At 62.2% G+C, this 25,238-nt stretch carries 30 protein-coding genes; 5 read left to right on the top strand and 25 right to left on the bottom strand.

What is annotated here, in order from left to right; all coding sequences use genetic code 11:
* Positions 1-101 precede the first annotated feature (101 nt).
* Entirely contained in the window at positions 102-554 is a 453-nt protein-coding gene (locus V8J81_RS12220) for a Phasin (RefSeq protein WP_368476028.1), read from the top strand.
* 98 nt (positions 555-652) lie between these two features.
* On the opposite strand, the gene V8J81_RS12215 is transcribed toward V8J81_RS12220, so the two are convergent.
* Positions 653-1,138 (bottom strand): GNAT family N-acetyltransferase, encoded by a 486-nt coding sequence (locus V8J81_RS12215; RefSeq protein WP_368476027.1) that lies wholly within the window; start codon positions 1,136-1,138, stop codon positions 653-655.
* Between the two features lie 121 nt (positions 1,139-1,259).
* On the opposite strand from V8J81_RS12215, the gene phaR reads away from it, so the two are divergent.
* Together phaR and V8J81_RS12205 are read left to right on the top strand one after the other, a co-directional pair.
* A complete protein-coding gene (gene phaR, locus V8J81_RS12210; RefSeq protein ID WP_368476026.1) occupies positions 1,260-1,808 on the top strand; it encodes a polyhydroxyalkanoate synthesis repressor PhaR in 549 nt (182 codons plus the stop codon).
* Positions 1,809-2,114, top strand: coding sequence for a hypothetical protein (locus V8J81_RS12205; RefSeq protein ID WP_368476025.1), 306 nt, complete (start codon positions 1,809-1,811; stop codon positions 2,112-2,114).
* A gap of 84 nt (positions 2,115-2,198) precedes the next feature.
* Here the strand turns inward: V8J81_RS12205 and V8J81_RS12200 are convergent, their stop codons facing one another.
* The 21 genes from V8J81_RS12200 to V8J81_RS12100 form a co-directional block, all read right to left on the bottom strand.
* Entirely contained in the window at positions 2,199-2,774 is a 576-nt protein-coding gene (locus tag V8J81_RS12200; protein ID WP_368476024.1) for a GNAT family N-acetyltransferase, read from the bottom strand.
* Between the two features lie 98 nt (positions 2,775-2,872).
* Positions 2,873-4,240: an aminotransferase gene (locus V8J81_RS12195; protein ID WP_368476023.1), complete on the bottom strand. Its 1,368-nt coding sequence runs from the start codon at positions 4,238-4,240 to the stop codon at positions 2,873-2,875.
* 46 nt (positions 4,241-4,286) lie between these two features.
* Positions 4,287-5,186 (bottom strand): aminotransferase class IV, encoded by a 900-nt coding sequence (locus V8J81_RS12190; protein ID WP_368476022.1) that lies wholly within the window; start codon positions 5,184-5,186, stop codon positions 4,287-4,289.
* Positions 5,187-5,223: 37 nt separating this feature from the next.
* The gene (locus V8J81_RS12185) at positions 5,224-6,432 is read right to left on the bottom strand and encodes a DegT/DnrJ/EryC1/StrS family aminotransferase (RefSeq protein WP_368476021.1); all 1,209 of its coding nucleotides are present in this window, start codon (positions 6,430-6,432) and stop codon (positions 5,224-5,226) included.
* Between the two features lie 106 nt (positions 6,433-6,538).
* A complete protein-coding gene (locus V8J81_RS12180) occupies positions 6,539-7,834 on the bottom strand; it encodes an NAD(P)/FAD-dependent oxidoreductase (protein ID WP_368476020.1) in 1,296 nt (431 codons plus the stop codon).
* A complete protein-coding gene (locus V8J81_RS12175; RefSeq protein ID WP_368476019.1) occupies positions 7,831-8,145 on the bottom strand; it encodes a hypothetical protein in 315 nt (104 codons plus the stop codon). Before V8J81_RS12175 ends, V8J81_RS12180 begins: the two co-directional genes overlap by 4 nt.
* The gene (locus V8J81_RS12170; RefSeq protein WP_368476018.1) at positions 8,142-9,356 is read right to left on the bottom strand and encodes a hypothetical protein; all 1,215 of its coding nucleotides are present in this window, start codon (positions 9,354-9,356) and stop codon (positions 8,142-8,144) included. The genes V8J81_RS12175 and V8J81_RS12170 overlap by 4 nt, the downstream gene beginning before the upstream one ends.
* Positions 9,323-10,669: a glutamine synthetase family protein gene (locus tag V8J81_RS12165; RefSeq protein ID WP_368476017.1), complete on the bottom strand. Its 1,347-nt coding sequence runs from the start codon at positions 10,667-10,669 to the stop codon at positions 9,323-9,325. Before V8J81_RS12165 ends, V8J81_RS12170 begins: the two co-directional genes overlap by 34 nt.
* Complete coding sequence (locus V8J81_RS12160) at positions 10,666-11,364, bottom strand: type 1 glutamine amidotransferase (RefSeq protein WP_368476016.1); 699 nt, start codon at positions 11,362-11,364, stop codon at positions 10,666-10,668. The genes V8J81_RS12165 and V8J81_RS12160 overlap by 4 nt, the downstream gene beginning before the upstream one ends.
* 120 nt (positions 11,365-11,484) lie before the next feature.
* Positions 11,485-12,819 carry a glutamine synthetase family protein gene (locus V8J81_RS12155; RefSeq protein WP_368476015.1) on the bottom strand — a complete coding sequence of 445 codons (1,335 nt, stop codon included), beginning with the start codon at positions 12,817-12,819 and terminating at the stop codon, positions 11,485-11,487.
* Positions 12,816-13,655, bottom strand: a complete 840-nt coding sequence (locus V8J81_RS12150; protein ID WP_368476014.1) for an ABC transporter permease — start codon at positions 13,653-13,655, stop codon at positions 12,816-12,818. The genes V8J81_RS12155 and V8J81_RS12150 overlap by 4 nt, the downstream gene beginning before the upstream one ends.
* Positions 13,652-14,518, bottom strand: a complete 867-nt coding sequence (locus tag V8J81_RS12145) for an ABC transporter permease (RefSeq protein WP_368476013.1) — start codon at positions 14,516-14,518, stop codon at positions 13,652-13,654. The genes V8J81_RS12150 and V8J81_RS12145 overlap by 4 nt, the downstream gene beginning before the upstream one ends.
* A complete protein-coding gene (locus V8J81_RS12140; protein WP_368476012.1) occupies positions 14,518-15,336 on the bottom strand; it encodes an alpha/beta fold hydrolase in 819 nt (272 codons plus the stop codon). The genes V8J81_RS12145 and V8J81_RS12140 overlap by 1 nt, the downstream gene beginning before the upstream one ends.
* 1 nt (position 15,337) lies before the next feature.
* A complete protein-coding gene (locus V8J81_RS12135) occupies positions 15,338-15,592 on the bottom strand; it encodes a hypothetical protein (RefSeq protein WP_368476011.1) in 255 nt (84 codons plus the stop codon).
* On the bottom strand, positions 15,593-16,321 hold the full coding sequence (locus V8J81_RS12130; RefSeq protein WP_368476010.1) for a transporter substrate-binding domain-containing protein: 729 nt from the start codon (positions 16,319-16,321) through the stop codon (positions 15,593-15,595).
* 111 nt (positions 16,322-16,432) lie between these two features.
* Positions 16,433-17,188, bottom strand: a complete 756-nt coding sequence (locus tag V8J81_RS12125; RefSeq protein WP_368476009.1) for an ABC transporter substrate-binding protein — start codon at positions 17,186-17,188, stop codon at positions 16,433-16,435.
* Positions 17,178-17,954, bottom strand: coding sequence for an ABC transporter ATP-binding protein (locus V8J81_RS12120; RefSeq protein WP_368476008.1), 777 nt, complete (start codon positions 17,952-17,954; stop codon positions 17,178-17,180). Before V8J81_RS12120 ends, V8J81_RS12125 begins: the two co-directional genes overlap by 11 nt.
* 66 nt (positions 17,955-18,020) lie before the next feature.
* Positions 18,021-18,773, bottom strand: coding sequence for a phosphate/phosphite/phosphonate ABC transporter substrate-binding protein (locus tag V8J81_RS12115; RefSeq protein ID WP_368476007.1), 753 nt, complete (start codon positions 18,771-18,773; stop codon positions 18,021-18,023).
* On the bottom strand, positions 18,770-19,210 hold the full coding sequence (locus V8J81_RS12110) for a tellurite resistance TerB family protein (RefSeq protein ID WP_368476006.1): 441 nt from the start codon (positions 19,208-19,210) through the stop codon (positions 18,770-18,772). The genes V8J81_RS12115 and V8J81_RS12110 overlap by 4 nt, the downstream gene beginning before the upstream one ends.
* A gap of 90 nt (positions 19,211-19,300) precedes the next feature.
* A complete protein-coding gene (locus V8J81_RS12105) occupies positions 19,301-19,750 on the bottom strand; it encodes a DMT family transporter (RefSeq protein WP_368476005.1) in 450 nt (149 codons plus the stop codon).
* Positions 19,751-19,887: 137 nt separating this feature from the next.
* Positions 19,888-20,745, bottom strand: a complete 858-nt coding sequence (locus V8J81_RS12100) for a PhzF family phenazine biosynthesis protein (protein WP_368476004.1) — start codon at positions 20,743-20,745, stop codon at positions 19,888-19,890.
* 425 nt (positions 20,746-21,170) lie between these two features.
* Between V8J81_RS12100 and V8J81_RS12095 the strand changes: the two genes are divergently transcribed.
* A complete protein-coding gene (locus tag V8J81_RS12095) occupies positions 21,171-21,542 on the top strand; it encodes a YybH family protein (RefSeq protein ID WP_368476003.1) in 372 nt (123 codons plus the stop codon).
* 6 nt (positions 21,543-21,548) lie between these two features.
* Here V8J81_RS12095 and V8J81_RS12090 read toward each other — a convergent pair whose 3' ends face one another.
* The 3 genes from V8J81_RS12090 to V8J81_RS12080 all read right to left on the bottom strand — a co-directional run bounded on the left by V8J81_RS12090 (position 21,549) and on the right by V8J81_RS12080 (position 23,887).
* Positions 21,549-22,661, bottom strand: coding sequence for a hypothetical protein (locus tag V8J81_RS12090; RefSeq protein WP_368476002.1), 1,113 nt, complete (start codon positions 22,659-22,661; stop codon positions 21,549-21,551).
* 32 nt (positions 22,662-22,693) lie between these two features.
* The gene (locus V8J81_RS12085) at positions 22,694-22,921 is read right to left on the bottom strand and encodes a 2OG-Fe(II) oxygenase family protein (RefSeq protein WP_368476001.1); all 228 of its coding nucleotides are present in this window, start codon (positions 22,919-22,921) and stop codon (positions 22,694-22,696) included.
* 276 nt (positions 22,922-23,197) lie between these two features.
* Complete coding sequence (locus V8J81_RS12080) at positions 23,198-23,887, bottom strand: imm11 family protein (RefSeq protein WP_368476000.1); 690 nt, start codon at positions 23,885-23,887, stop codon at positions 23,198-23,200.
* A 166-nt stretch (positions 23,888-24,053) separates the two neighbouring features.
* On the opposite strand from V8J81_RS12080, the gene V8J81_RS12075 reads away from it, so the two are divergent.
* Positions 24,054-25,214 (top strand): isovaleryl-CoA dehydrogenase, encoded by a 1,161-nt coding sequence (locus tag V8J81_RS12075; RefSeq protein WP_368475999.1) that lies wholly within the window; start codon positions 24,054-24,056, stop codon positions 25,212-25,214.
* Positions 25,215-25,238 lie beyond the last annotated feature (24 nt).

Raw genomic sequence — 25,238 nt, 5'->3', positions numbered from 1 at the left:
CTTTCTGCGCTGCAGCATCCATATTATGTGCACACGCAGCAATCGCCCGCCCTAGGGTAACACACTGCCCCACACGGGCTGGAATAGACTGGAGAATTATTATGGCTAAAGCCGCACAGACCCCCGACTTCACCAAATACATGTCGGAAATGATGGCATCATTCCCGATGGACATGTCCGCTTACACCGACGCGTTCAAATCGCAGGCCGCAACTGGCGAGAAAATGGCCAAAGTTGCCCTCGACGCAGCTGAGAAATCCACCGAGATCTCCTCGAAGTGGACCAAAGACACCATCGCCAAGATGGGCGACGTCGCCGCCGTCAAGGACGAGCCTGCCGACTACACCAAATCCATGACCGACTTTGCATCGGCTCAGGCAGAAATGGCCGCTGAAACGATGGCCGCCTTCGCTGAAGTCGCCAAGAAGGTTCAGATGGAAACGGTTGAGCTGATGATGGCCGCTGGCAAAGAAGCCACCGAAGAAGCCACCGCAGCCGTCAAGAAGGCAACTGCCGAAGTGACGACCGCAGCCAAGAAAGCAACCGCCAAGTAAGCGCGGCCTTTCAGGCAAAAGGATAGGCGCGGATCGGGTCCTCCCCCCGAAACGTCGCTGACAGAAAGGCGGGCCCGCACATCGCGGCCCGCCTTTTCCTATTCCGGGTGCCGGTAGTTCAGCACCCGCTCGGTTGAGGCTTCGTGATCCACATGGAAGCCCACCTTCTCCAACACCCGCGCAGATGCGGGGTTGTCGCGCGCCACGCCCGCGCGTAGGGGCTGCGGCCCCGCAATGGTCACTAATCCGCTTAGCATTTCGGTCGCATAACCCCGGCCCCAAGCTGCCTCGCCGAACAGGTAGCCCAGATGCACGGGACCGCCGGGTTCGGGCTGCACACAGATCAATGCACCAACCAACGTTTCGTCTCCGCGCATGCGCACAAGGCTCACATCGCTTTCCGCAAGGCGCTCTGCGATCCAATTGGCAACGGCATCTGGCCCCTCACCAAGCTGCAGGGACGCAGGTAGCGGTGCCAGCACTGCGGGTGTCAAAAGCGAGACAAATTCTGCTGCGAGCCCGCGCGCGCGACTTGCGTCGCTCAGCGGACGCACCGAAAGGCGGTCCGTATCAAAGCTCCACATCCCTCCGCCTCCAATTCATCTATAAGAAGTTTGCAAAACGCCGATTGCATTGTCTCGCAAGTGCAGCGTACGCTCCAAATATGCTGCAGCGCAACGTGCGCTTTAGGGGAGGGCAACAGACATGGCCGCCGATGACCACCTGCTGATCAAACGCTACGCCTCGCGCAGGCTCTACAATACCGAGACGTCCGACTACGTGACGCTGGAAGATATTGCCGGGTTCATCCGCGCTGGCCGCGAAGTGAAAATCGTTGATCTGAAGTCCGGAGACGACCTGACCCGCCAGTATCTCCTTCAAATCATTGCAGAACATGAAAGCCGGGGCGAAAGCGTTTTGCCCATCGCCGTGCTCACGGATCTGGTGCGCAGCTATACCGGCGCGGCGCAATCCGTCGTCCCAGATTTCCTCGCCATGAGCTTCGAGATGCTGCAGCAAGGCCAATCCAAAATGATGGACAATATGGCCGCCATTAATCCTATGGCCTCCATGCCCGGGTTCGAAGCGATGCGCGCGCAGCAAGAGGCATTCTTCAAAGCCATGACCGGCGGGATGGCGGCCGGCGACGCGCCAGAGGCCGAAGCTACCGCAGACGACACCGCCCCTGCGGAAGAGCTGGACGAAATCAAGCGCCAGCTCGCTGATCTGCAATCCAAACTGAGCAAGATGTAAGTGCGACCCTTTCGGCTTCTGATCCTCAGTGGTGCGGCCCTCTCCGTATCTGGTTGCGCTGTTTTCTCCGCGCTTTTTGGCGACCGGGCCGACGATTATGAAAGCCCCTACCTCGCTGCGATGGCGGATTTCTCACTGTGCGAAACCGCGCCCGACCCGTCAGCGCGCCAAGCTGCCGCCGCGCGCCTCGTTCAGGCCGCAGCCCAGATGCAGGCCGTGACCGACCCGGCCAATGCCGGGCATTTCTATGAGTTGGATCGCGTCGTCGCCGCCTCTGAGCGCTGCCAATTGACGCTTGCCCAATAGGCCGCGCTCACTCGCTTCCCGCGTCCTTCCCATCTTTGTTCCACGAAAATGCAAAAACGGTGCGGCTGTGTCGTGCGAGCCCGCTTAGGTCTTCATCTCGGACCGGGCTGCATGGACCGCCTTCCATGCATCAGGCCGCAGCACCATCCGCACCCAATCGGCAGGGCCGGTCCCAAGATCCAGCACCGCATCCGCAATCCGCCCCGCCCCCAGTTTCGTCGTTGCCTTTTGAGAGCGGATATTCGTCGGCGCGATGTGAAACCAGACCTCCGGGCGGTGGGCGAATATATGGTCCACCATCAGCTGTTTCATTGCGAAATTCGTGGCTCCGCCCCAATGGTCACGCACGAGGAATGTGAACCCAATCCCGATCCCGTCCGGCGCATCGGCGCTGTGGTAGAAGCGCGATATCCCAATGGCCCGGCCCTTGGTGTCCCGCGCCGTCATTGTCCCGCCGGCTTCCAGCAGAAAGTCGAAATACGGCTTGAACGCCGCTGGTTTCCACCGGTCCGATGCGGGGTGTCCGGCCCAGATTCCCGGATCACTGGCAGCCTTGCTCAGGTCCGTGCGATCCGCCTCCGTCATGGGGCGCAGGGTTAGCAGGTCAGACTGTAACGGGGCCTCAGCGTCGAAGTCCGTTGGCAAGGGGCGCACATCCATTGATCCGGTCTGAAATCCTTAATTTTTGGTAAACAGAAACAGGATAGTCTTTTTTTGTCAGTAGCTTAACCCATCTGCTCACGCGTGAGCATCCAGCCTCACGCCACCTCCGCGAAGACCTGTTTCAACGCTGCATCCAGCTTCTCGCACATCTCATCCATCTGCCCGTCGGTCAGCGTGAAGGCCGGGCAAAGCACCACAGATTGCCCCAGCGGGCGGCAGATCAGCCCGTGATCGGTACAGGTATTGGCAATCCGCTCCGACACGCTCAGATGCCCCTCGAACGGCACCTTTCCGTCGCGGTCGCGCACCGCCTCCAGCGCCCACATGTAGCCCACACCGCGCAGCTCTCCGATATTGGGATGGCTGGCCACCTCGCGCAGCCCCGCCTCCATTCGCGACGCGCCCGCGCGGACCATGTCGAGCAACCCTTCCTCGATCACCACGTCGATGGCCTTCAGCGCCACGGCACACCCAACCGGATGACCCGAGGCGGTGAAGCCATGCGGGAACTCCTCCACCGGATCAATCGCGGCCTGCAACCGGTCTGTCATCTCCGGCCCCAGCATCACCGCGCCCATCGGGAAATACCCGGCGGTCAGCGCCTTGGAGGAGATGATGACATCCGGCACGAAATCATACGTCTCACAGCCCCAGACCTCACCCGTCCGCCCGAACCCGCAGATTACCTCGTCCGAGATCAGCGGGACGCCATGACGCTTCAGCACCGCCTGCATCGCCTGGAAATAGCCCTCAGGCGGCGGGATCACTCCGCCCGCGCCCAGAACCGGCTCGGCAAAGAAGCCCGCAATCGTGTCCGCCCCTTCGCGCGCGATGACGTCCTCAAGCTCGGCTGCCAAACGTGCGGTAAAGTCCGCCTCGCTCTCTCCGTCGCGCCCCTCTCGCCAGTAATGCGGGCAGGTGAGGTGGACGAAGCCCTCCATCGGCAGACCGAACAGTTCGTTATAGGGCTTCGCGGTCATCGAGGCCGCCACCGCCGTCACCCCGTGATAGGCATTGCCCCGCGTCAGGATCTTGCGCTTTTGTGGCGTGCCCTCCTGCTGGCCCATGAACCACAGCATCTTGACCATGGTGTCATTCGCCTCGGACCCTGAGTTTGTGTAGAACACCTTGCCCCGATCCCACGGCGAGACGTCGATCAAGCGCTCCGACAGGGCGACGGTCTGGTCACTCATCCGCCCGAAAAAGGCGTGATAGCCGGGGAAGCGGTCGTATTGCGCCTTTGCCGCCTCGATCAGGCCCTTGTGGTCAAACCCCGCCACCATGTTCCAAAGCCCCGAATTGCTATCGAGGTATTTTTTCCCGTTGGTGTCGAACACATACGGCCCCTCACCGTGGGTGATCACAACCGTGCCGCGCTCGCGGATCGAGGGCAGATCGGTGAAGCCGTAGAGCGAATGCGCCTCAGCGCGGGCTTCCCAGGAATTCGGGGCGTGAGTGTTCATGACGGGCCTCCCTTTGCGGTCACGCTACGCCCGCCGCTGGACACGCTCAATATGTGATTTCGGTGCGGTGGCTCGGGCGTTCGATCCAGTCGAAATACCGCCGCCGCATGTCCAACGCGACCGGACCGGCAGCGCCGTTCGAGAAATGCAGCTCATCCACCTGCGCCACAGGGATCACGCCGCCGCCGGAGGAGCTGAGAAAGACTTCGTCCGCCTCAAGAAATTCATCCAACGGAAGCGGACGCGTCTCAACGCGCAGCCCGGCCTCTGCTGCCATCTCAAGCACCGTTCGGCGGCTGATCCCGTGCAGGACTCCGTGGTCCGATGTCACCAGTCGGTCGTCGAACACAGCGAAAGCGTTGAACCCAGGGCCTTCGGTGACATTGCCTTCGTGGTCCAGCAACAGCACCGTCTCGAAGCCATTGTCCTTGGCCTCGAACAACCCGCCAGTGAAATCGCCCCAATGGTAGTTCTTCACGGTCGGATCGACGCTGTCGGCCGGAATGCGGCGGATGCGTTTGGCGATCCAGACAGAGGTGCCCTGCATGGCGGCGTCAGGCTTTACGATATGCACGTAAGGCACGCACCAGGCGTAGAAGTGGTTCTCGCAGTCACGTGGATCGCGGGACCCGGGAACAGGATTGCGTCCGCGGGCGGCAACCATGGCGACGTAGCTGTCGCGCAGGCAAGAGGCGGCGACCATTTCCGTCAGCGCCGCTTTCACCTCGTCAGCATCTCGCCCGATTTCCATCCGCAAAGCGGCCAGCGACGCCATGAACCGCGCCACGTAGTCATCGAGCCGGAAAAACCCGCCTTTCCAGACAGGGACCACATCATAGGCGATATCGGAATGGGTGACGCCCCAGTCGGTGACGGGCAGGGCGGCCTCTGCAATGGGAACGATACGGCCCTGCCAATGGGCCGCGCCTTTGGAAAGATCTGTCATGGGGGCAGCCTGCCTAGGCTCGCCCCTATGCGCAAGATCAGGCGGCTTTTGCGCCTTTCACCTCTTCGGCGGCAGACACCAGTACGTTCGCGATGAAATCGAGGTCCGGCTTTTGCAGCCGCGCGGGTAAGCGCACGTCGCAGGCGCGCATCAGCATGGCGCGGGTTTGCGGAAGGTCCGGCACGTCGCCGGGGATGAACTGCCAATTCCAGAAGGCGCGTGCATTGTCTGTGCTGAGCCCGAATACTTGCACCTTCACGCCGCGCGCTGCGGCGGCATCCGCGAAAGCGCGCGCCTTCGCGTCACTCTCAAATCCAACCAGATTGAATTGAATGGAATCCGGCGCGCGATCTTCCGGTGAAAGGGCATCGGGCACGTGCAGCCAAGACGAAGCGTTCAATAGCTCTGCCACGTAGTCGTGGTTCGCCCGCCCATCCCGGACACGGCGGGCCACTTCAGGCAGTTGTGGGCGGATCACGGCGGCACTCAGGTTCTGCATGCGCAAATTGTAGAGCGGCAGCTTGTTCTGCCAGCGGGCAAAGGCCTCGGCCAGATCGGCATCTTCGCCATGCTTTTTCCAGTTGTGCTCATAAGCGCCGGACATGATCACTGCGCGGGCCACCAGATCGGCATCGTCTGTGACCAGAATGCCGCCTTCGCCTGCATTCACCAGCTTATAGGACTGGAAGCTGAAGCAACCGACGCGGCCAATCGTGCCGATCTTGCGCCCGTGCCACGTGGTGCCAAGCGAGTGCGCGGCGTCTTCGATCACTGGAATACCCGCCGCATCACAGGCCTTCATTATGGCGTCCATGTCTGAGGTATGGCCGCGCATGTGGCTGATGATGACGGCATCTACGTCAGGCAGCTTGGCACGGAAATCGTCCATGTCGATGCGGTAGTTTTCGCCCACTTCGCACAGCACCGGCTGCATCCCGGCATGCACGATGGAGGAGGGGACAGCCGCAAATGTAAAGGCCGGGATCATGACCTTGGCCCCTTCGGGCAGGCCAAGCGCTTCCAGCGACAGGAACAGAGCCGCCGAGCAGCTCGATACCGCCAGCGCGTACTTCGTGCCCATCAGCGCAGCAAACTCGCGCTCCAAAAGCGCCACCGGCGCATCGGATGGCGCGGTGTAGCGGAACAGATCGCCGGAGAGCAGAAGCCGGTCAATCTCAGCGCGGGCGGCGGGCGGGATCGGTTCCGCATCGTAGACATTCGGGGCGGGGACGTGATCGAGGGACATACATTCACCTTTTTGAAATGTATAATTTCGATTCCCTTATACTATGATCCGGGCAGCCAAGGGAATCCCCTGCGGGTGTGACATGGCGTCAATCCGCCGAAATGCTCTAAAGGCCGAGGCGATCGCGCAGCGCGAACCAGGTCATGGCCAGCGTCAGGATCGGGGTGCGGAGGGCTGTTCCACCGGGAAATGCGGGCACATTCAGAGCCTCGAAGGTCGTCAATCCGTCTTCCTGGCCCAACACGGCCTCGGCCATCACACGCCCCGCCATGCCAGACAACGCAACGCCCTGACCGGAAAAACCCGCGCCGGACAGGATGTTAGGGGCAACACGTGCCACGTGGGGCACACGGGTGGGCGTGATCCCAAGGGAGCCGCCCCAGACATGTTCAATCTTCACGCCCTTGAGTTGCGGGAACAGCCCTTCCATCCGGGCGATCAAAGCGGTCTGGATGTCAGAGGGGAAGCCAATGGAATAGCTTTCCCGCCCACCGAAAAGAAACCGTTTTTCTGGATCGAAGCGGTAGTAATTCACCACGAATTTGCTGTCGGCCACGGCGATGTCCTGGGCCAACACCTCCTGCCAGCGGTCGGGTAAAGGCTCGGTTGCGGCGATGAACGAATTGATCGGCATGACCTTGCGGTTCACCGCCGGAAGGATGTTGGGCAGGTAGCCATTGCCGGCCACGATCACATGGCCTGCCTCAACCTGTCCGCGCGGTGTGCGCAGGGTGACGCGCGCGCCTTCCGTGACGCTCTCAACCTCGGTGCGCTCATAGATCGTGGCGCCCGCACGCTCTGCCGCGTTCCCAAGGGCCAGTGCGTATTGCAGCGGTTGCAGATGCCCACCTGACGGGTCGAGCACACCGCCGCAGTAAAGCGGGGATTTCACCACATCGGCGAATGCTTCCTTGTCGAGCACGTCCATGTCGAGGCTGTAGTGGCGGGACATGTGATCGGCGAGAAGCCGGAATTCCGCCAATTCAAGCTTGTCGTAGACGCCGTACCCCAAACCTTCGCGCAAGGCGGTTTCCGGATGCTGTGCACAGAATGCCTGGACCTGCGCCTTCGCGGCCTCCGCCAAATCCCACAAGGCGCTCGCGCGGGTATCGCCGAGTTTGGCTTCCAATTCGGGCTGGGTCTTGTTGAAGCCGGAATGGATCTGCCCCCCGTTACGGCCCGATGCCCCGAACCCCACACGGTGCGCGTCCAACACCACGACATCCCGGCCCGCAGCAGCCAGCGTTTTCGCCGCCCACAACCCGCAATAGCCCGCACCGATCACGGCGACATCCGCCTTGATCTGGCCGGTCAGCGGCGGGCGGTCCACAGGCGTCAGCCCTGCCGCATAGGAAGATGGCGCATGTTGGCCGGGTTTGTCATTGCGGTAGAGCGGGTTCATGGAAATAGCCGGTCTGCTGGTGGGGCGTTGGGGGCGGTCGGCGCGAACGCTTCGACGGGGCACAACACATGTGCCGTGCGCCCCTCTCGCATGGCTTGCAGATGTTCGGAGGTGACGCAGCCGTACTCGAACATCTCCACGATGGTGCGGGGCGAGGCTGGGGTTATCTCCGTTTGCGGTGCGTCAGCAGAAACCGGTTCAAGGGTGGTCACGAAAACCGGGCCATCCCACAACCAGATCGCCAAGGCGACACCGCTGGCGCAGATCAGGGCCGTCTCAACCCACCAGATCTTGCTGCCCGGCGCGCTCATTCGACAAGCCTGTAGTAGGAAAAGTAGACCTCCGGCTCGCGGAACGGGCCAACGATGACGTCATCCTCCATGTCGAAAACGGTGGCCCGGTGCATGTAGTCCTCCGCCGCGCCGGGCAGATCATGTGCGGCCATGACCTGCGGGATACGAGCGGCAAGGACGTCATCGGCAGGCGGGTCGCGCGGGTCCGCCCAATCGTAAGCCAAAAGCGCTGCACGCAGCGCGTCTGCATCTTCTGCGGCCACCCAAAGATCGGCCTGCGGGATGATGTGGGGCAGCCACCCATCCACAATCTCATAGCCATTTGCATCGACCACGGCTCGCTCCGTCGCAGCATCATGGATCACGTATTGCGTCCACGACGTACGCGAGAATGAGTATGTGATCTCAAACGGGATCTCTGTGCCTTGCCCGATCTGGCGCAACCCTGTTTCGAACGCGGCCTGTTCGGCATCCCCCCGGTAAGATGAGAATTCCTCCCACGGGCCGAAGGTAGAGGGCAGGCGCACGCGCATATATCCGTCGAAGCGCGTCGCGGCCTCTGGCAGGTCTTGCACATCGTTGGTCAGTAGCGTGCCCGGTTGCTCAAGCAGTTCGGCCTGAAACGCGCGGGCGGCGGGAAGGCCCATGACGGTCTCGTCCTCCAGCGTCACGGGCTGCGCGGACGCCTCCAGCCCCGCAAGATCGTAGGGCGCGGTCGGCGGGCCGCCCCTTGGGCATTGGCCCGTGAAACAGGTCAGCGTCCCCACTTCACGCCCATCCTGAAACAGGCTGACCATCGCGGAGCGCGTGCCATTGCCGGGCGGGCTGAGGAACAGGATCGATAGCAGGACCATTCTGGTCTCCGCGCTTCGGTTGTCGGTGAAGAAGGCCGTATCCGCGGCTTCTGCAAGAAGGGCCGGGTCGGTGACGGCGACCGGATTGGCAAGGCCGGTAAAGGCTGGATGCAGTATAATGGCGGCCCCGGGGGCTGTGGGATCAAACCCCTCCGTTTGAAGAAAGCGCACTTCTTGCGGGCCGGTTTCCGCTGCGGGGGCAGACCCTGTGGGGTTGGTGAACCCTTCGACAAATCCGTCGAAGATCCCGCCAATCATCCGGGCGAAAATGTAGATGGCCAAGGCCATCAGCACCGCCAACGTGCCGAGCGTGATGAGCGCCACTTTCAGCCAGACCGGCACTACACGTTCAGGAGCAGATGCTCCCGCTCCCACGGTGAGATGACGTGCAGGAATTCGCTGTATTCCAACTGCTTAACGGCGGCGTAGACCCGGCAGAACTCCTCGCCGAGGACCTGTTGCACGGCTGGATTGGATTCCAGCAGGCCAAGGGCATCGCCGAGCCCGCGCGGCACGCCGGACTCGCTTGCATAGGCGTCTCCGCTGAATTCATCAGACGGAGTGCTCTCGTCCACCAGCCCGATATAGCCGCACGCGAGGCTGGCCGCGATGCCCAGATACGGGTTGCAGTCCATCCCCGGCAGGCGGTTCTCGACACGCCGTGCGTCGGGACCTGAGACGGGAACGCGAATGCCCGTGGTGCGGTTATCGCGGCCCCATTCGAGGTTAATCGGCGCGGCGAAGTCGGGGACGTAGCGGCGATAACTGTTCACGTAAGGTGCAAGTAGGGCGATCACGGCGGGCAGGTTCTTCTGCATGCCGCCAATGAAATGCGCAAAGGCGGGCGTCTCACCGCCATCCGCACTGCTGAAGATGTTCTGCCCCGTTGCGGCATCGACCACCGAGTGATGGATGTGCATGGCGCTTCCGGGCTCTCCGGCGATGGGTTTGGCCATGAACGTCGCGTAGCAATCGTGGCGCAACGCTGCCTCACGGATCATGCGTTTGAAGTAGAACATCTCATCCGCCAGCCGCACCGGATCGCCGTGGCGCAGGTTCAATTCGATCTGGCCCGCGCCGCCTTCTTGCAGGATGCCGTCGATCTCAAGCCCCATGGCTTCGGCGAAATCGTAAATGTCATCGATGACCTGCCCGTATTCGTCCACGGCACTCATGGAATAGGCCTGCCGGGCTGCGGCGCGGCGGCCCGAGCGGCCCATCGGCGGCTCGATCTCGCGCGCGGGATCGGTGTTGGGGGCGACGAGGTAGAATTCCATCTCGGGTGCCACGATCGGCTGCCAGCCCCGCGCGGCGTAAAGGTCGCAGACCCGCTTGAGCACATTGCGTGGAGCGAAGGGAACCGGATTGCCCTGCTGATCGTCGATGTTGTGGATCACCTGAAGCGTCCAATCGGCGGTCCACGGCGCGGGAATGGCCGTGTCCCAGTCGGGGGTCAGGATCATGTCGGGCTCAGTAAAGCCATCTGCGACATCATCCGCCCAATCGCCAGTGATCGTCTGGAAGAAGATCGAATTGGGCAGGTAGAACTGGCTTTGTCGCGCGAATTTCGCGCCGGGCATCGCCTTGCCGCGGGCTACGCCGGCAAGGTCCGCGACGATGCACTCGACCTCATCCAGCACGCGGCCATCGAGGTATGTGCGCGCCACGTCGGGCAGCTTTTCCATCATGATTTCACGCGGGGGGCGGTTGCGTCGGCCCCTTCCAGAACATCGGCCAGCCAATCGGCGATGAAGCGGTTGTCGTTGGCATGGCCAAGATTTGCCTGCGCGGCACCTGTGATTTCGGGCGGCAAGGCTTTGCCGCGTGTCTCGATCAGGGTTTCGACCACGCTGTCCTCAAATTCCGGGTGGGGCTGGACCGTCAGAATGCGCGGACCGATGGCCATGATGGCATTGGCGCAGAAATCGGAACTTGCGTGGATGGTTGCGCCCTCGGGCAGGTCCGTCACCTGATCCTGATGCCACGCGTTGAGTGTCAGCGTGCAGTTGCCAAGCCGATACTCCGTCCTTCCAGCGGACCAGCCGTTTGGCCATTTCACGACCGTTCCACCCAGCGCCTGGGCGATAATCTGGTGGCCGAAGCACGAGCCGACGAGCGGCTTGCCGCTGTCACGGATCGCGCGGATCAAGTCCTCCAACGGCGGTATGAAGGCGTGATCTTCATACGCACCATGTTTGGAGCCGGTGACAAGCCAGGCGTCGGCTGCCTCTGGACCTTCGGGGAAGTCCATATCCACAACCGACCACAACGTCTGGGTGAACCCGCGATGGGCGAAGAGGTCGTGAAACAGGGTCTCGTAGGGGCCGTCTTTGGCGGCGACTTCGTCGGGGACATGGCCGCATTGCAGGATGCCGAGGTGCATGAATGGCTCGTTTTGGTTGCGTGGGATGAAGGTATGGGCCGTAAGGCAGGGCGGCAAGGGATGGATTGGGGCCAGCCCCCAAACCCCCTAGGTTTTTTGGCAAGACGAAAGGGCCGCGCCCTAAACCGTGTCGAGATAAAGCTCCTGCTGCTCTTCCGGCGAAAGCTCGGCCATGTAGTGCAGTTCCTGTCGTTTGGTGGCGAGGAAGTTGGCGCGGAGTTCTTCCGTGAAAATGCGGGCGATCTCGGGGCTTTTGCCGAAGGCGTCGATGGCGTCGGTCCATGTGGTGGGCAGAAGCGGAAGGTCTTGCGCATAGGCGCTGCCCGTTATCGCGGCGGGCGGTTCTTCTGCGCGCTCGATCCCGTCCAAAGCGGCCCCCAAGACGGCGGCGAGGAAGAGGTAGGGGTTGATATCACCGCCAGCCACGCGGTGCTCGATGCGCCGCGCGGCACCGGGGCCGGAGGGGATGCGGAGTGCTGTCGTGCGGTTCTCATAGGCCCAAGCCACCTTGGTTGGCGCGTGCGCCTCAGGCACGTAGCGGTCGTAGCTGGAGGCGTGAGGGCCGAAGATCAGCATAGATCCCGGCATCGCCGCGAGGCACCCGGCGACGGCGTGGCGGAGGATGGCAGAGCCTTCGCCGGTTCCGTCGTCAAACACATTGCGCCCCTCCGTGTCCAGCACGCTGAAATGCGTGTGCAGCCCGTTGCCCGCATAGTCGGGATAGGGCTTGGCCATAAAGCTGGCCGCGAACCCGTAGCTGCGCGCAAGCCCACGCGTCAGGATTTTGAACAGCCAGGCATCGTCGGCCGCCTTCATCGCGTCGGGCTGGTGCATGAAGTTGATCTCGAACTGGCCCGGACCGGCCTCTGAGATCATCGTGTCGGCAGGAATGTCCATGGCCTCACACGCATCATAGAGCGCCGTTAGGAAACCATCGAACGCATCCAATTGGCGCAAAGCGAGGATTTCCGCCTGTTGCCGCCGGATACCGGAACGGGGGGAGGGCGGCACGCGCAGCTCCTTTCCCCGGTCGTCGATGATGTAGAATTCCAGCTCGGTTGCAACGACAGGCGTCAGGCCGCGCGCGGTGTAGCGGTCGATCACACGGGCCAGTGCGTGGCGCGGATCGCCGTCGAAGGGCGTGCCATCCTCGTGGAACATCCAGATCGGGAGGAGGGCCGTTGGCGTCTCCAACCAAGGGACTGGGACGAAGCCGCGCTCGGTGGGTTTCAGGATGCCGTCCGGATCACCTGCCTCAAACACCAGGGGGCTGTCATCTATATCCTCGCCCCAGATGTCGAGGTTCATGACCGAATAGGGAAACCGCGTGCCTTCGCTGAGCGCCTTGCCCGCATAACGCCGCGCGATGCGCTTGCCGCGTGCTTGCCCGTTGAGGTCTGCGGCAACCATACGGATCGACTTGATCTGCGGGTTTTCGAGAAGGAAATCGCTCATCGGATCAGGTTCGGGCGGATGCGCAGTTTTTGCCGCCGGTCCTGCGGCAGATGGCGGTTCAAGCGGCGGTTTATTAAGCCGAAAAAGCCGATGACCAACAGGATCAAGAGGATGAAATACGCCCCCACGATGGGGTAGGGGATAAACGGATTGAATGTTCGTTCCGCAAAGTAATTTGCATAGTAAAGCGCATCCCCGCGCTGTTGAAAGGCAGGAAAACTGCTAAAAAAGATCAGCGCCGTGGACTGGAACAGAAAGATCGCCTCATTCGTGTAGGCAGGCCAAGCGAGGCGCATCGTGGTGGGGAAGGTGATGCGGCGAAACTTCTTCCAACCGGACAGGCCATAGGCATCCGCCGCCTCCAGATCACCACGCGGGACGGAGCGGAGCGCGCCGTAGAAAATCTCGGCGGCATAGGCGGAGGTGTTGAGGAACAGTACGATCAAGCCACCTAGCCAGGCGCGCGCGAACCAGCGGGTTTCGGCCTCGATGGCAATGCCGAATAGTTCGAATTCGACACCTACTCGAGGCAACATCACGAAGGCCTCATAGGCCATAAAGAACTGAATGAAGAGCGGTGAGCCGCGGAACAGGAAGATGAACCATTCCGCCGGTTTGCGGGTGAGCGGCGATTTCGACGCTTTCGCCACGGCAAGCGTGACGGCGAAGAAGAAGCCAAACAGCAGGGCCAGCGTGCCGAGGTAAACGTTCCACAACATGCCCGAACCGATCAGCACGACCTGCTCGCAGATCGTGATTTCGCCTTGCGGCAAGGCCCGTTCGCCGAAGCCAAGGGCGCGGAATGCATAGGCGGAGAGGGCCTCGGCGCAGGTCATGCGGCGGCCCCTGCGGCGGTGGCTTGCCCGCGCGACAAGCGGCGAGTGACGCGATTGAGAACCACTTCCGAGACTTTGGTGAAGCCCAGGTAGAAGACCAGAAGTGCCAGGAAATACCAGAAGCGCCAATCGGGGTGCGGATAGGCGAAGCGGGAGTTGCGGGAGCCGCCCAGTTCGCGTGCCCAATAGACGACATCTTCGATGCCCAAAAGGAACAGCAATGGCGTGGCCTTGATGAGGATCATCCAGATATTGCTCAGGCCGGGTAGGGCGTAGATCCACATTTGGGGCACGAGAATGCGCCAAAAGATCTGGCGCTGGCTCAGGCCGTAGGCTGCCGCGGTCTCAAGCTGCGGGCGTGGCACGGCCTTCATCGCGCCGAACAGGACATTGCCGCAGAAGGCGCCGAAGACGAGCGCGTAGGTGAAGACGGCGAGGCTGAAATTGTAAGTCTCGTGCACCCATTGTGGCGCATTGCCTTGCGGGGTGCGCGCCTGATCGCAGACGAGGAAGTTCGCGCCTTGCCGGATCGGCTCATCCCAATCGGGGCAGGTGATCAGGTGACGGATATATTCGATGCCCTGATCGAGGACGAGGACGAAGAACAGGAAGAAGACGATGTCTGGGATGCCGCGCACCATAGATGTGTAGCCCTTGCCGACCCAGCGGAGCGGCGCGATGCGCGCGCGGGAGGCGGTGGCGGCGAGAAAGCCGAAGGCGAGCGACAGGGGCGCTGCGATGGCGAGAAGCGCGAAGACGACCAAGAAGCTCTGGTAGAACAGCATGTGCACGCCGTTCGTCAGATAGCAGGAGAACCATTGGAAGGTCTCGAGAACGGAAGGGTCTTCGCAAAAGCTGAACATCAGTGGGCCTTGAGGTCGGACAAAAGTGCCGAAGCAACCCTGTCCGGGTCTTCGAGTTGAGGCAAGTGGCCCAATCCGACCAATTCTGTCAACGGCGCACCTATCAGTTCCGCCAGGGCGCGGCCCCGGTCCAGGGGGATCCATGGATCCTCCGCGCCCCAGAGGATCGCGGGTTTGGGAGTGAGGGCAGGGAAGCTCGGCTCGACCTCTGCCGTGAATCGCTCATCAGCGAGGGCGAATTGCGCGTAGAAAGCGGATTGCCCCTGTGCGCCGAGCCATGGAGTGACGAGGGCTTCGATGTCCTCGGATGGCAGATCGCGGATCAGAGCGCCGTTGATATAGGCGCGCACGATGGCTTCGTGGATGTGCGGCGGGGTGCCATGGAAGGCGTCGGTATGGCGGCCCACATGGTCGAAGAACCCGCTGCCCCATGGGCGCATGGCGACGACATTCATCAGAACCCATGCGGAATAACGGCACCCGTGCAGGATATGGGCGCGCAGGGTGACCGCCCCGCCGAAATCATGGGCGATCACGGCAGGTTCGGACAGGCCCCAATGGTCGAGCATCTCGGCAAAGACCTCGCCTTGCGTGTCGAGCGACATGGGGCGCGGTCCGGTTTTGTCGGATTGGCCGAAGCCGGGCATGTCGTAAAGGTGGCAGGTAAAGCGCTGGCTCAGGCGCGGGACCACGCGCGACCAGCTGTAGGAGGACCATGGCCAGCCATGGGCCAGAACCAGCGGCGGGCCTGACCCGATGCGGGTGGCGGCGATACGGCCTGCGGAGGTTTGGATGCGGTCGGGGAGGGGCCAGTGCATGCTAAACCCTGCTTCTGCGGTCGATGATGGATACGACGATCCATCCGATCAACAACACCAGCAGGCAGGGCAAGACGCCAAGTGGCAAGACGTAGAAGAATATCGCCACGATCAGCAGGCTGATTGTATCCAGCCCCCCTGAGAACCCTTCCATGACCCAGAACACCCAGATGAACAGCACAAGCGCCCAGATAAGCGAAAGCGCGAGCCATGCTTTCAGCAGCCCGCGCTTCCAATTTGTCGACGTGTCAGACACTTACCAGGTCTGGGTGTCGTCGCCGAACCATTCGATCAGCAGTGCGTTCAGCGAGCCGTCTTCCTTCATCTCGGTGATGGCCGCATCGAAGACAGCGATCAGCTCATCGCCTTCGCGCAGGCCCATGCCGACACCGCCGCCGAGGGAGACGGGGTCGAGGATGATGGAGAGATCGGGGTCTTCTTCGGCGATCTGCAGAAGGAAATCGTTATCGGCCAGAACCGCGTCGGCCTCGCCATTGCGAACGGCGGCGACGGTTTCGTCGGGCGTGGCGAATTCGATCAGCGTAACGCCGTCTTGCTCGGCCAGGTAGCCCGCCTGAATCGTGCCTGTTTGTGCTGCGACAACGGCGCCGTCGAGCTCAAGGCCCTCATCCATGCCCATGTAGAGCGAGGGGGCTGGCGGCACGTAGGCTTGGGTGAAGTCGATCACTTCGTCGCGCTCATCGGTGATCGACATGCCGGCGATGATCGTGTCGTAGTTGCCCGACGTCAGGTTGGGGATGATCGAATCCCACTCGTTGGTGACCCATTCGCAGGTCAGCTCGGCCCGGGCGCAGAGTTCATCACCCAAGGCACGCTCAAGGCCATCGACTTCGCCGTCGTCATTGATGAAGTTGTAGGGAGGGTAGGCGCCTTCGGTGCCCATGCGGACAACGGAATGGCCATCGGCGAACGCCATTCCGGCGGTCAGGGTCAGCGCCGTGGTGGCGAGGATCAGTTTTTTCATATTGGTCTCCGAGTTGGGGCGCAGTCCTTTTGGGCGGCCACGCCTGTTATGCGTTGATTGATAGAGAATTCGCGCGCAGGGGCAAGCCGTGTGGTCCGTGCTGCCTTTGCGTCAACTGATTGGATTTGTGCGGTCGCAGAGCGAGATCGGGTCAGGATGGCTGAAGCCCAGATGTGTTTCGGCGATGCCAGCGAGCGTACCGTCGGAGGATATGTCGGCCTGAACGGTTTCGAAAATCTCAATCATCTCCGGGTTGGTTGGGTTCAGTGCAAAGGCAAAGCCAATCGCGCCGGTCTCGATCTCACCCGCTTCGTGCAAATCGCCGTCCACGTGGATCTGAGCCGGATATGTGCGACTGCCGAAATGGGCTTGGACGAGGCCGTCTTGCAGGGCTTGGAGGGCGACCGTCTCATCCTCAAACGGGACGGGGACGTAGCCTTCGCGGAGCAGCGTGGCCTCAAAGATCGAACCTGCGGTAACGCCAACCGGGCCGGAGCGCGGGTCGTGATCGGGGTCGGTTGTGAAGAACGTGCCGGAGGGCGGATCGCCCAAAACGGGATAGTAGGGGCAGGCCATGTGCACCTCAGCCGCGCGTTCGATTGTATGGCCAAGGCCGTTTGCGGCAATGTCGATACGGCCATCCTGTAGGGCAGGGATGAGATCTTCGAACGGCATTTCGGTCCAGGAACAGGTCCATCCGGCGCGCGCGCAGATCGCGGCCAGTATCTCAGGCTCAGCGCCCTTGAGCGTGCCAGTTTCATCGCGGGAAATGAACGGATCGTAGGGGAAGGCTGTGCCGATGGTGATGTCTTGAGCGGCGGCAGGGCTTGCGAGACAGGCAGTGAGGATGAGCGTCTTAAGCCGCATCGGAATGGCTGAGGAATTGGCGCAAGCGCTCCGATTGCGCGTTGTTGCCGAACAAGGCAGACGGGGCGCCTTGTTCTTCGATCAGGCCTTGATGGAGGAAGACAACGTGGCTGGACAGATCGCGGGCCATGCGCATGTCGTGGGTAACAAGGATCATGGTGCGGCCTTCCTCGGCCAGACCTCGGATCACGCGGATGACCTCTTGTTCCAGTTCGGGGTCGAGGGCGGAGGTTGGTTCATCGAACAGAAGCGCGCGGGGCTGCATGCAGAGTGCGCGGGCGATGGCGGCGCGTTGCTGCTGGCCGCCGCTGAGTTCTGACGGCCAGGCATCGCATTTCGCCCCGATGCCCACCTTGTCAAGGATCTGGCGTGCGCGGTCTTCGACCTCGGCTTTGTCTTCGCCCAATACAGTGACGGGGGCCTCCATCACGTTTTGCAGGATGGTGAGATGGGACCAGAGATTGAAGCTTTGAAACACCATCGACAGGTTCGTGCGTATGCGGCGGACCTGCTCGGGATCGGCGGGGCGTCTATTGGGGCCTGCACCCTTCCATTTCACCGGCTCACCTTCGAACAGGATTTTGCCCTGTTGGCTGTCTTCCAAAAGGTTGGCGCAGCGCAGCAGCGTGGATTTACCGGAGCCGGAGGAGCCGATCAGAGAGACCACGTCGCCCGCATTGGCCGTCAGATCCACGCCTTTCAGCACGTCGAGCGCACCGAAACTTTTGTGCAGGCCTTGGATGTCGATGACGGGGGTGTCGGTCATTTTTGCGGTCCGTTCGTAGGGTTGCGTGATTTGGACCGAAGGGCCTTGGAAATGCAATGGCCGCGCTTAGGGCCGGGGCGGCATGATGGTCGGATCAGGCAGTGCGAGATAGTCTTCTGCCGGAATGTCGACCAGTGATCTGAGGCCGAGTGTTGCCCTGTCGGCTTTTTCCAGCGACGCGATGGCGTCGGATACGGCTTGGGCGATTGCGGCGGCATCTTGCGACAGAGCCGTGATGAAGGGCAGGCCGGGGCGCGGTTCGGTGCCGTGGATGACTTTCACGCCGGTTGCTTCGGAGGCGGCCGTCAGATGCCGAAGGGTGACGGCATCAATCGCCGCGAAATCTGCGCGACCTTCGCGAACGGCCAATGTTGAGGCGCGGTGGCTTCCTGTTTGCAGGCGCGGGCCAGTGAGGATTTCGGGCCGCTCAGCGGCAAGCGCGGCCCAACCTGATTGCGATCCGGGTTCGTTGAACGCGAAAATCGCCCCGGTAAATTCAGCGATGTCGCTGCGCGGGTCGTCCGCCCGCGCGATCACGAGGCTGCGGTAGTAGCCGGGCGGGCAGCCCGGCACGCCGTAATCCGCAGTGCCTACCAGATGAACGCGCCCGTGCAGGTGATCCTTGTAGGGCCGCCCGCAGGTTTGCGACAGAACAAGGGCGGGGTCGGTCCAATGGGCCAGCAGATCGCCCGGTGCGAGGGTGAGCACTTGGGGCGCGGGATGGCCCGCATGGCTGAGGTTGGTGGCGATAGCCGACCACAGGCGCGCATCCGCAGCGGCTGTGCGCGGCGTCGCATACATCGGCAGGGATGCGATCATCCCTGCGCTTCAACCCGCTTCCGGGCAAGGTTGCTGTCGCGGTCGTTGATGCCGAGCATCGGCGCGACCATACGGATCAGCGCGTCTTCTTCCTCGTCGCGGACGCCGTCGGCGAGAACCACGGCCCAAAGCGCCTCAACCACGCCGACGCGGTCGTCGTAAGGCACGGCATCCTTTATGGCGCGGGTGAAGCGGACGGTGTCCGGCGCCTCGGCCTCCAGCGCTTCGGCCTCTTGCCGGACGGCGGCGGTTTCCACGTCGGACATGGCGTAGCGGTGCTTGAGAATGTGTTCGATGTATTCGGCCTCGATCTGCGCATATTCGCCATCGGCGCGTGCGAGACGCACAAGGAGAGCGGCGAGCGCGAGGCGGGCATCGTCAAAGGGCAGGGCTTCGGGTTCGGGGGCCGTGAGGCGCTTTAGCAGATCTGCGAACATATGACGGATATATGGGGCGTTCGGCGGGATGGAAAGGCCGGTGGGAGACGCTCGGCTGACGCCTTCGCCCCTCCCGCCGTCCCGTGAGGTTTACGCTTTGGAGAGGACCACGCCGCCTGCGACCATGGCGATGGCCATAATACGGGTAAGGTCGACCGGGCGCGCTTCCATCCCGAAGGCACCGCGCGCGTCGAGGATGATGGCGGCGAGAAGTTGGCCCAGGATCATCGCACCGAACATGGTGACGACACCAAGACGAGGCACCGACCAGATCGCGGCCCAGACCCAGATGGCGCCAAGCACACCGCCCATGAGTGCCCACCATGGCACGGAAGTGAGCGCCGCGAGGGATGAGGCAGTGGTGCCTTTGTACCAGGCCATCGCGGCCAGTACGAGGAATCCCACGGCGAAGGAAATCGCGGCTGCAGCTGTAGGATCGCCCACTTCGCGGGCGAGGACGGCGTTGATCGGGGCTTGCATGGCAAGTGCGGCTCCGACGGCGATCACGATCGCCACGGCAAATCCGAGCGAAAGGCCCATCTGAAATCTCCTTAATGAATGGGGGGATTATGGGCTTTCGTGAATCAGGCCGCGAGTGGGGGAAGCCTTACTTTTGGGGGCGCTGCCCCCGTCCTGCGGACTCCCCCGAAGTATTTCGGACCAGTGGAAGGGATGGGTCAGGGGATGCGGATCTGGCCATGGGCGATCTTGACCGCCTGGCCCGCGACGCGAATGGCGCTGGGCCGGCCCTGGTCGGTGTCGATGGTCAGGCGCAGGGCGGAGGGGCGGCCCATTTCGACGCCCTGTTTGAGATGGAAGGTGGTGGTGCCGGATTGGGACAGGTGGCCGGTGGCACTGAGTTGGGCCGCGAAGATCGCCGTGGCGGAGCCGGTGGCGGGGTCTTCCATGATGCCTGCGGGTGGGTCGAACATGCGGGACTGGGCGCTGTCGTGTCCCGTGCGGACATAGGCGCAGAGGCCGCCGGTGCCGTCTGCGGCTTGGGACATTTGGCTGAAGGCGGGTTCTTGCGGCCAGGCGCGGGCGAGCGTTTCGAGGTCTTTGAGCTCCGCATAGACGAAAGATGGCCCACCTTCGAAATGGCCGATTTGGGTGTCTGTGAGGTCTGCTTCGGTCAGGCCCATGGCAGCGGCAGTGGTGGCGCGGTCGGGGGCGGGACGAGCCGTGGGCAGCTTGGGAGCGGTGAATTCGGCGATGCCCTCTGCGATGGTAACGGGGACGAGGCCCGCGACCTCTTCGAGAGTGACTTCGGGCGTGCCATTCGCGAGGTGGAGTGCGCAGCCTATCGTGGGGTGGCCTGCAAAGGGGATCTCGGCGGTGGGGAAGAAGATGCGGACCTTGGCGGTGTGGGCAGGATCGTCGGGGGTTTGGACGAAGATCGTCTCCGACAGATTGAACTGGCGGGCGATGGTTTGCATTTGCGCCGTGGTTAGCCCGTCCGCGCCTTCGACGATGGCGAGCGGATTTCCGGTAAAAGGGGTGTCGGTGAAGACGTCGTAGATGTGGAAATCAAGCATGGGACCCTCCGGTTTGCGTGTGAGGTTGCGGCCCTTGGCGCGGGGGCGCAAGGGGGAGGGGCATGACGATGCGTGATGGGGGCAGTCAGGCGGTGTGATCTCGGATGTTAGGGTGCTGTTCCGGGTGGTTGGGAAGAGCGGCGCCGCTCAGGGCGACGGGACGTGTGCCACCGGTTGGGCCGGTGGGGTCTGTTTGCGCGTGACCGCCCGCCTTGGCCGTTAACCCTTTCGGTGGGCTGCTGGCGGGTCGTGTCCGTCGTTACGTGCCCTTGCGCGCCTTTGGTGAGGCGCGGGTTAGGCGGATGATCATCTGGGGTCTGATTATACGGCGGTAGGTTAAGATTTTGTGGAGAATTGGGTGGGGTGCGTACGGTGGGGTGGTGCGATAGATTGACATTAACACGCGCCACGCTTGGAAAACGGAAATGACACCACAGGAATTCGTGAACCAATACGAGGCCGCTCTTGGAACGCAGGATTGGGCACAGGTTGCACCGCTGATTGCGGAGAAGGCCACGGTTATCTTTTCGAATGGTGTGCTGCTTGACGGCAAGGACGCTGTTCGTGCCGCATATGAGCGCAATTTCGCGATGATCGAGAACGAGGACTTTCGCATCGAGGACGTATGCTGGCTGATGCAGACTGAGGACAGCGCGGCCTATATGTTCGAGTTTCATTGGGCCGGGATCATTGACGGGCGCAGCGCGTCGGGGGCTGGGCGCGGGACGACTGTGCTGCGCCGGTTCGGGGACCGCTGGATGCTGGTGGGCGAGCAGCTGGGGCCGACGGCGGCTTAGTTTTGGCTACTTGAGCCGCGTCACTGTGAACGCCTCATCATTGAACCACAGGCCGCCGTATTTGTGCAGAACGTCGGCAGTGATGTCGAAGTGGCGGGTGGTGCCTTGGACCTCCTCCAGAAGTTGGTCGTCGATCTGGGCCACGTAGGTGGCGGCGTTCCATGCGGCGGAAAGGGTGGAAGTGCCGATGGAAGGGCCGACCTCCTCCGGCAGGGTGTGCATCCGGTAGGACAGGAGCGCGTCGCCGCCCGATGGGATGGTGAGGTCGTAGTGCGCGGTCTCGGGGCCGAGCTCTTCCTTCAGGGCGGCGATGAGGTCGTAGCGGTTGACGGGGAAGAGGTCGATGTCGGGCCAGATTGCGTTCACGATCTCCTCCGCCGGGTCGCCGCCTGCGCTTTGCACGGTGAGCATCCGGCCGCCGGGCGCGAGGGCGCGGGCGAGGGGGGCGAGGATGGACTTTGCTTTCAGTGGCGCAGGCGTGCGGGCGCGCCAGGGTTGGGAGGCGAGGATGAGGTCGTAGTTGGCCTCCGTCGCGCCTTCGCGGGGGATCACATTGTCGAGTAGGAAGGCATGGTCGGCGCGGTAGACGACCAGAACGGTGGGCGTGACGTAAAGCGGATTGCCGGTTTTGGGGGAGGATTTGACCTGCCAATTCTCAACGAGGAACGGGTCGAGGTCGCGGAGTTGTTCCTGAAAGCCGATGGAGGAGGCGCCGTCGAGCGCCACGAATTTCCACGTTACATCTTTGCGTTTTGCGGGCGTCAGCCAGGGTGCCTCCGCATAGAACAGGTTCGTCATCGTCACCACGGTGGCGGGGTGTTCGACAAGCCGGTCGGGCATGTTGGCGAGGCTCAGGCGGATGTCTTCGAGGCTGATTTCCTTTCCGACCGCATGGATCGGGATCGTTGGGTGGCGCTGGTGCAGCGCGCGCAATGTGTTGGCGAGGACGGTGCCGTCGCCCATGCCTGCGTCGAAGATACGGAAGGCCGGTGGGCGCGGGGTGAGGTGGGTGATTTCCTGTGAGACACGCTCGGAAATGCGCCATTTCTCGTTCGTGGTGTTCACGAAGGTGAGGTATTTCAGGCGGTTGTCGAAGAAGCGGAAGGGTTTGTCAGCCATGCGGGGTATTGAGCCTGCATGGGTGTCGCGCGTCAATCGGGGCTGTCGGGATTGTGAGCGTCGTAGGAGGCTTCGAGTTCATGGCGGAGGAAGTCGCCGAAGTGGATGGGCTCGAACTTTGGCTGGCCGACAAGTGGGGCGATTGTTGTTGAGACGTGGGGGTCGAAGAAGAAGGGGACAGAATAGCGTTCGCGCCCGCTGGAGTTGATGACGCGATGTGGGGTGGAGAGGAGGCGGCCGTTGGAAAGGCGGTGCAGCATGTCGCCGACCTTTGCGATAAAGGCACGCTCGAGGAGCGGTGTGTCAATCCGATCGCCGTCAGGTGTCTATACTTGCAGGCCCCCACATCGTCTTAAGCCGGAAGGATGAGGCATCCGAAATCCCTGAAGGGCGCAGAGCCGAACAGATCGTCTGCGGCGCATGGCGATGGCGTCGTCACTAGCGATGATTGGAATATTGTCGAGAACGGGGATGGCGGGCGCGCTGGGCCTGTTGCGAGCGTGTGGGTTGGTTTGCTGTTATGCAAGGTTGGCGCGTCAAGCGCGTGGCAGCAAAACGCATTCCGTTAGACCCCACCCCCGGGCGAGCCCTGCGGATTTCAGGGCTTTCGCAAGATGACCCGAGAGGAAGATCGCGCCCTGCAACCTGTCATCGATCCAGATGTCGGCGGCATCGTCTACGGGTGTGTCGAGGGCGATCGTGTATGTCGCGTCGGGGTTGCCGATGGTGCTGAGCGTGGTTGCGATGCCATCCGGCAAGGTGATCTGTTGCGTGCAAACAGCTGTGCTTTGCGCGAGATTGCAGGCGTGACGCACTTCGGTGACTTGCATGACATAGAGGGCAGGCCCCTCCCAAAGCGGGGCTTTGCAGGTTTCATTGAGGACGGTGATCGGGAAGAAACGAAGACTGTGCGGGGCAAGCGGTGCCAGCAGGTCGCGGACGGGCTGCGTCACGACCATTGCGTCATTGCCGAAATTCATGAACGGAGCCGGAGATTTTGGGCGGCGCCGAAAGGGAATCAGCGCAAACTGGTCCTCGATGGCCTCCAGCGGCTGACCTGATTGAAGTGCGGACCGCTGCGCCTTGTGACCTGCCCGTCGTTGTGCGGCATCTGCCTCGGACAGGGCCTGGATTTGGTTTGGGTGCGCGGAAAGTGGCCAGATCGGCTTGAGGTTCATGATCGAAACACTTGTATGGGCCAGGAAGTACTTGGTCGGTTTCGTCATCGGGACCTATCTCGTATCGTGTTCCGTGCTCAAAATAGGGCCGATTTCGGCGATCCTGTGGCGGGAGTTGCAGAATTTCGGGGCGGATGCGGGCCATCAAGGGCTTTGACACAAGCGCTGCGGTTCGATTAAATGAACAAGCGTTCAATTACTGGGAGGCGCTGCGATGTTTCTGGGCTCGATGAACTTTGATCTTGGCGAGGATGTCGCCGCCCTGCGCGATATGGTGCATTCCTGGGCGCAGGAGCGGGTCAAGCCGCTGGCCGCGAAGACCGATCAGGAGAATGCGTTCCCGAATGAGCTGTGGCCCGAGATGGGGGAGCTTGGACTTCTGGGCATCACCGTTGAGGAAGAATTTGGCGGCGCAGGCATGGGATACCTCGCGCACACGGTGGCGGTAGAGGAAATCAGCCGCGTGTCGGCGTCGATTGGACTGTCCTACGGCGCGCACTCAAACCTGTGCGTGAACCAGATCAAGCTGAACGGAACACCGGAGCAGAAGGCGAAATACCTGCCTCGCTTGGTGTCGGGGGAGCATGTGGGCGCCTTGGCGATGTCTGAGGCGGGCGCGGGGTCGGACGTTGTTGGGATGAGCCTGCGCGCCGAGAAGCGCAATGACCGCTACGTGCTTAACGGGACAAAATACTGGATCACCAACGGGCCGGATGCGGACACTTTGGTGGTCTATGCCAAGACCGACCCGGATGCGGGCAGCAAGGGGATCACAGCATTTCTGATCGAGAAAGAGATGGTCGGTTTCAGCACCTCGCCGCATTTCGACAAGATGGGCATGCGCGGGTCGAACACGGCGGAACTGATCTTCGAGGATGTCGAGGTGCCGTTCGAGAATGTGCTCGGCGAAGAGGGGCGCGGGGTGGCCGTTTTGATGAGCGGGCTGGATTACGAGCGTGTGGTGCTGAGCGGTGTGAATATCGGGATCATGGCGGGCTGTCTGGATGAGGTCATGCCGTACCTGAAAGAGCGCAAGCAATTCGGGCGGCCTATCGGGGACTTCCAGCTGATGCAGGGCAAGATCGCTGACATGTATACGGCGATGAATTCGGCGCGGGCCTATGCCTATGAAGTCGCGAAGGCCTGCGACCGGGGCGCGGTTACGCGGCAGGATGCGGCGGCCTGTGTTTTGTATGCCTCGGAAGAGGGGATGAAGGTCGCGCATCAGGCGGTGCAGGCCATGGGCGGCGCGGGGTTCATGAACGACAGCGCAGTGTCGAGGATGTTCCGCGATGCCAAGCTGATGGAGATCGGCGCGGGCACGTCTGAGATCCGGCGCATGCTGGTCGGGCGCGAATTGATGGGGATGATGTGAGCGATATGGGTTGGACTACGCAGG

The sequence above is a fragment of the Gymnodinialimonas sp. 202GB13-11 genome, from assembly GCF_040932485.1.
Taxonomy (GTDB): Bacteria; Pseudomonadota; Alphaproteobacteria; order Rhodobacterales; family Rhodobacteraceae; genus Gymnodinialimonas; species Gymnodinialimonas hymeniacidonis.
This window is presented reverse-complemented; position numbering and strand designations above follow the sequence as displayed.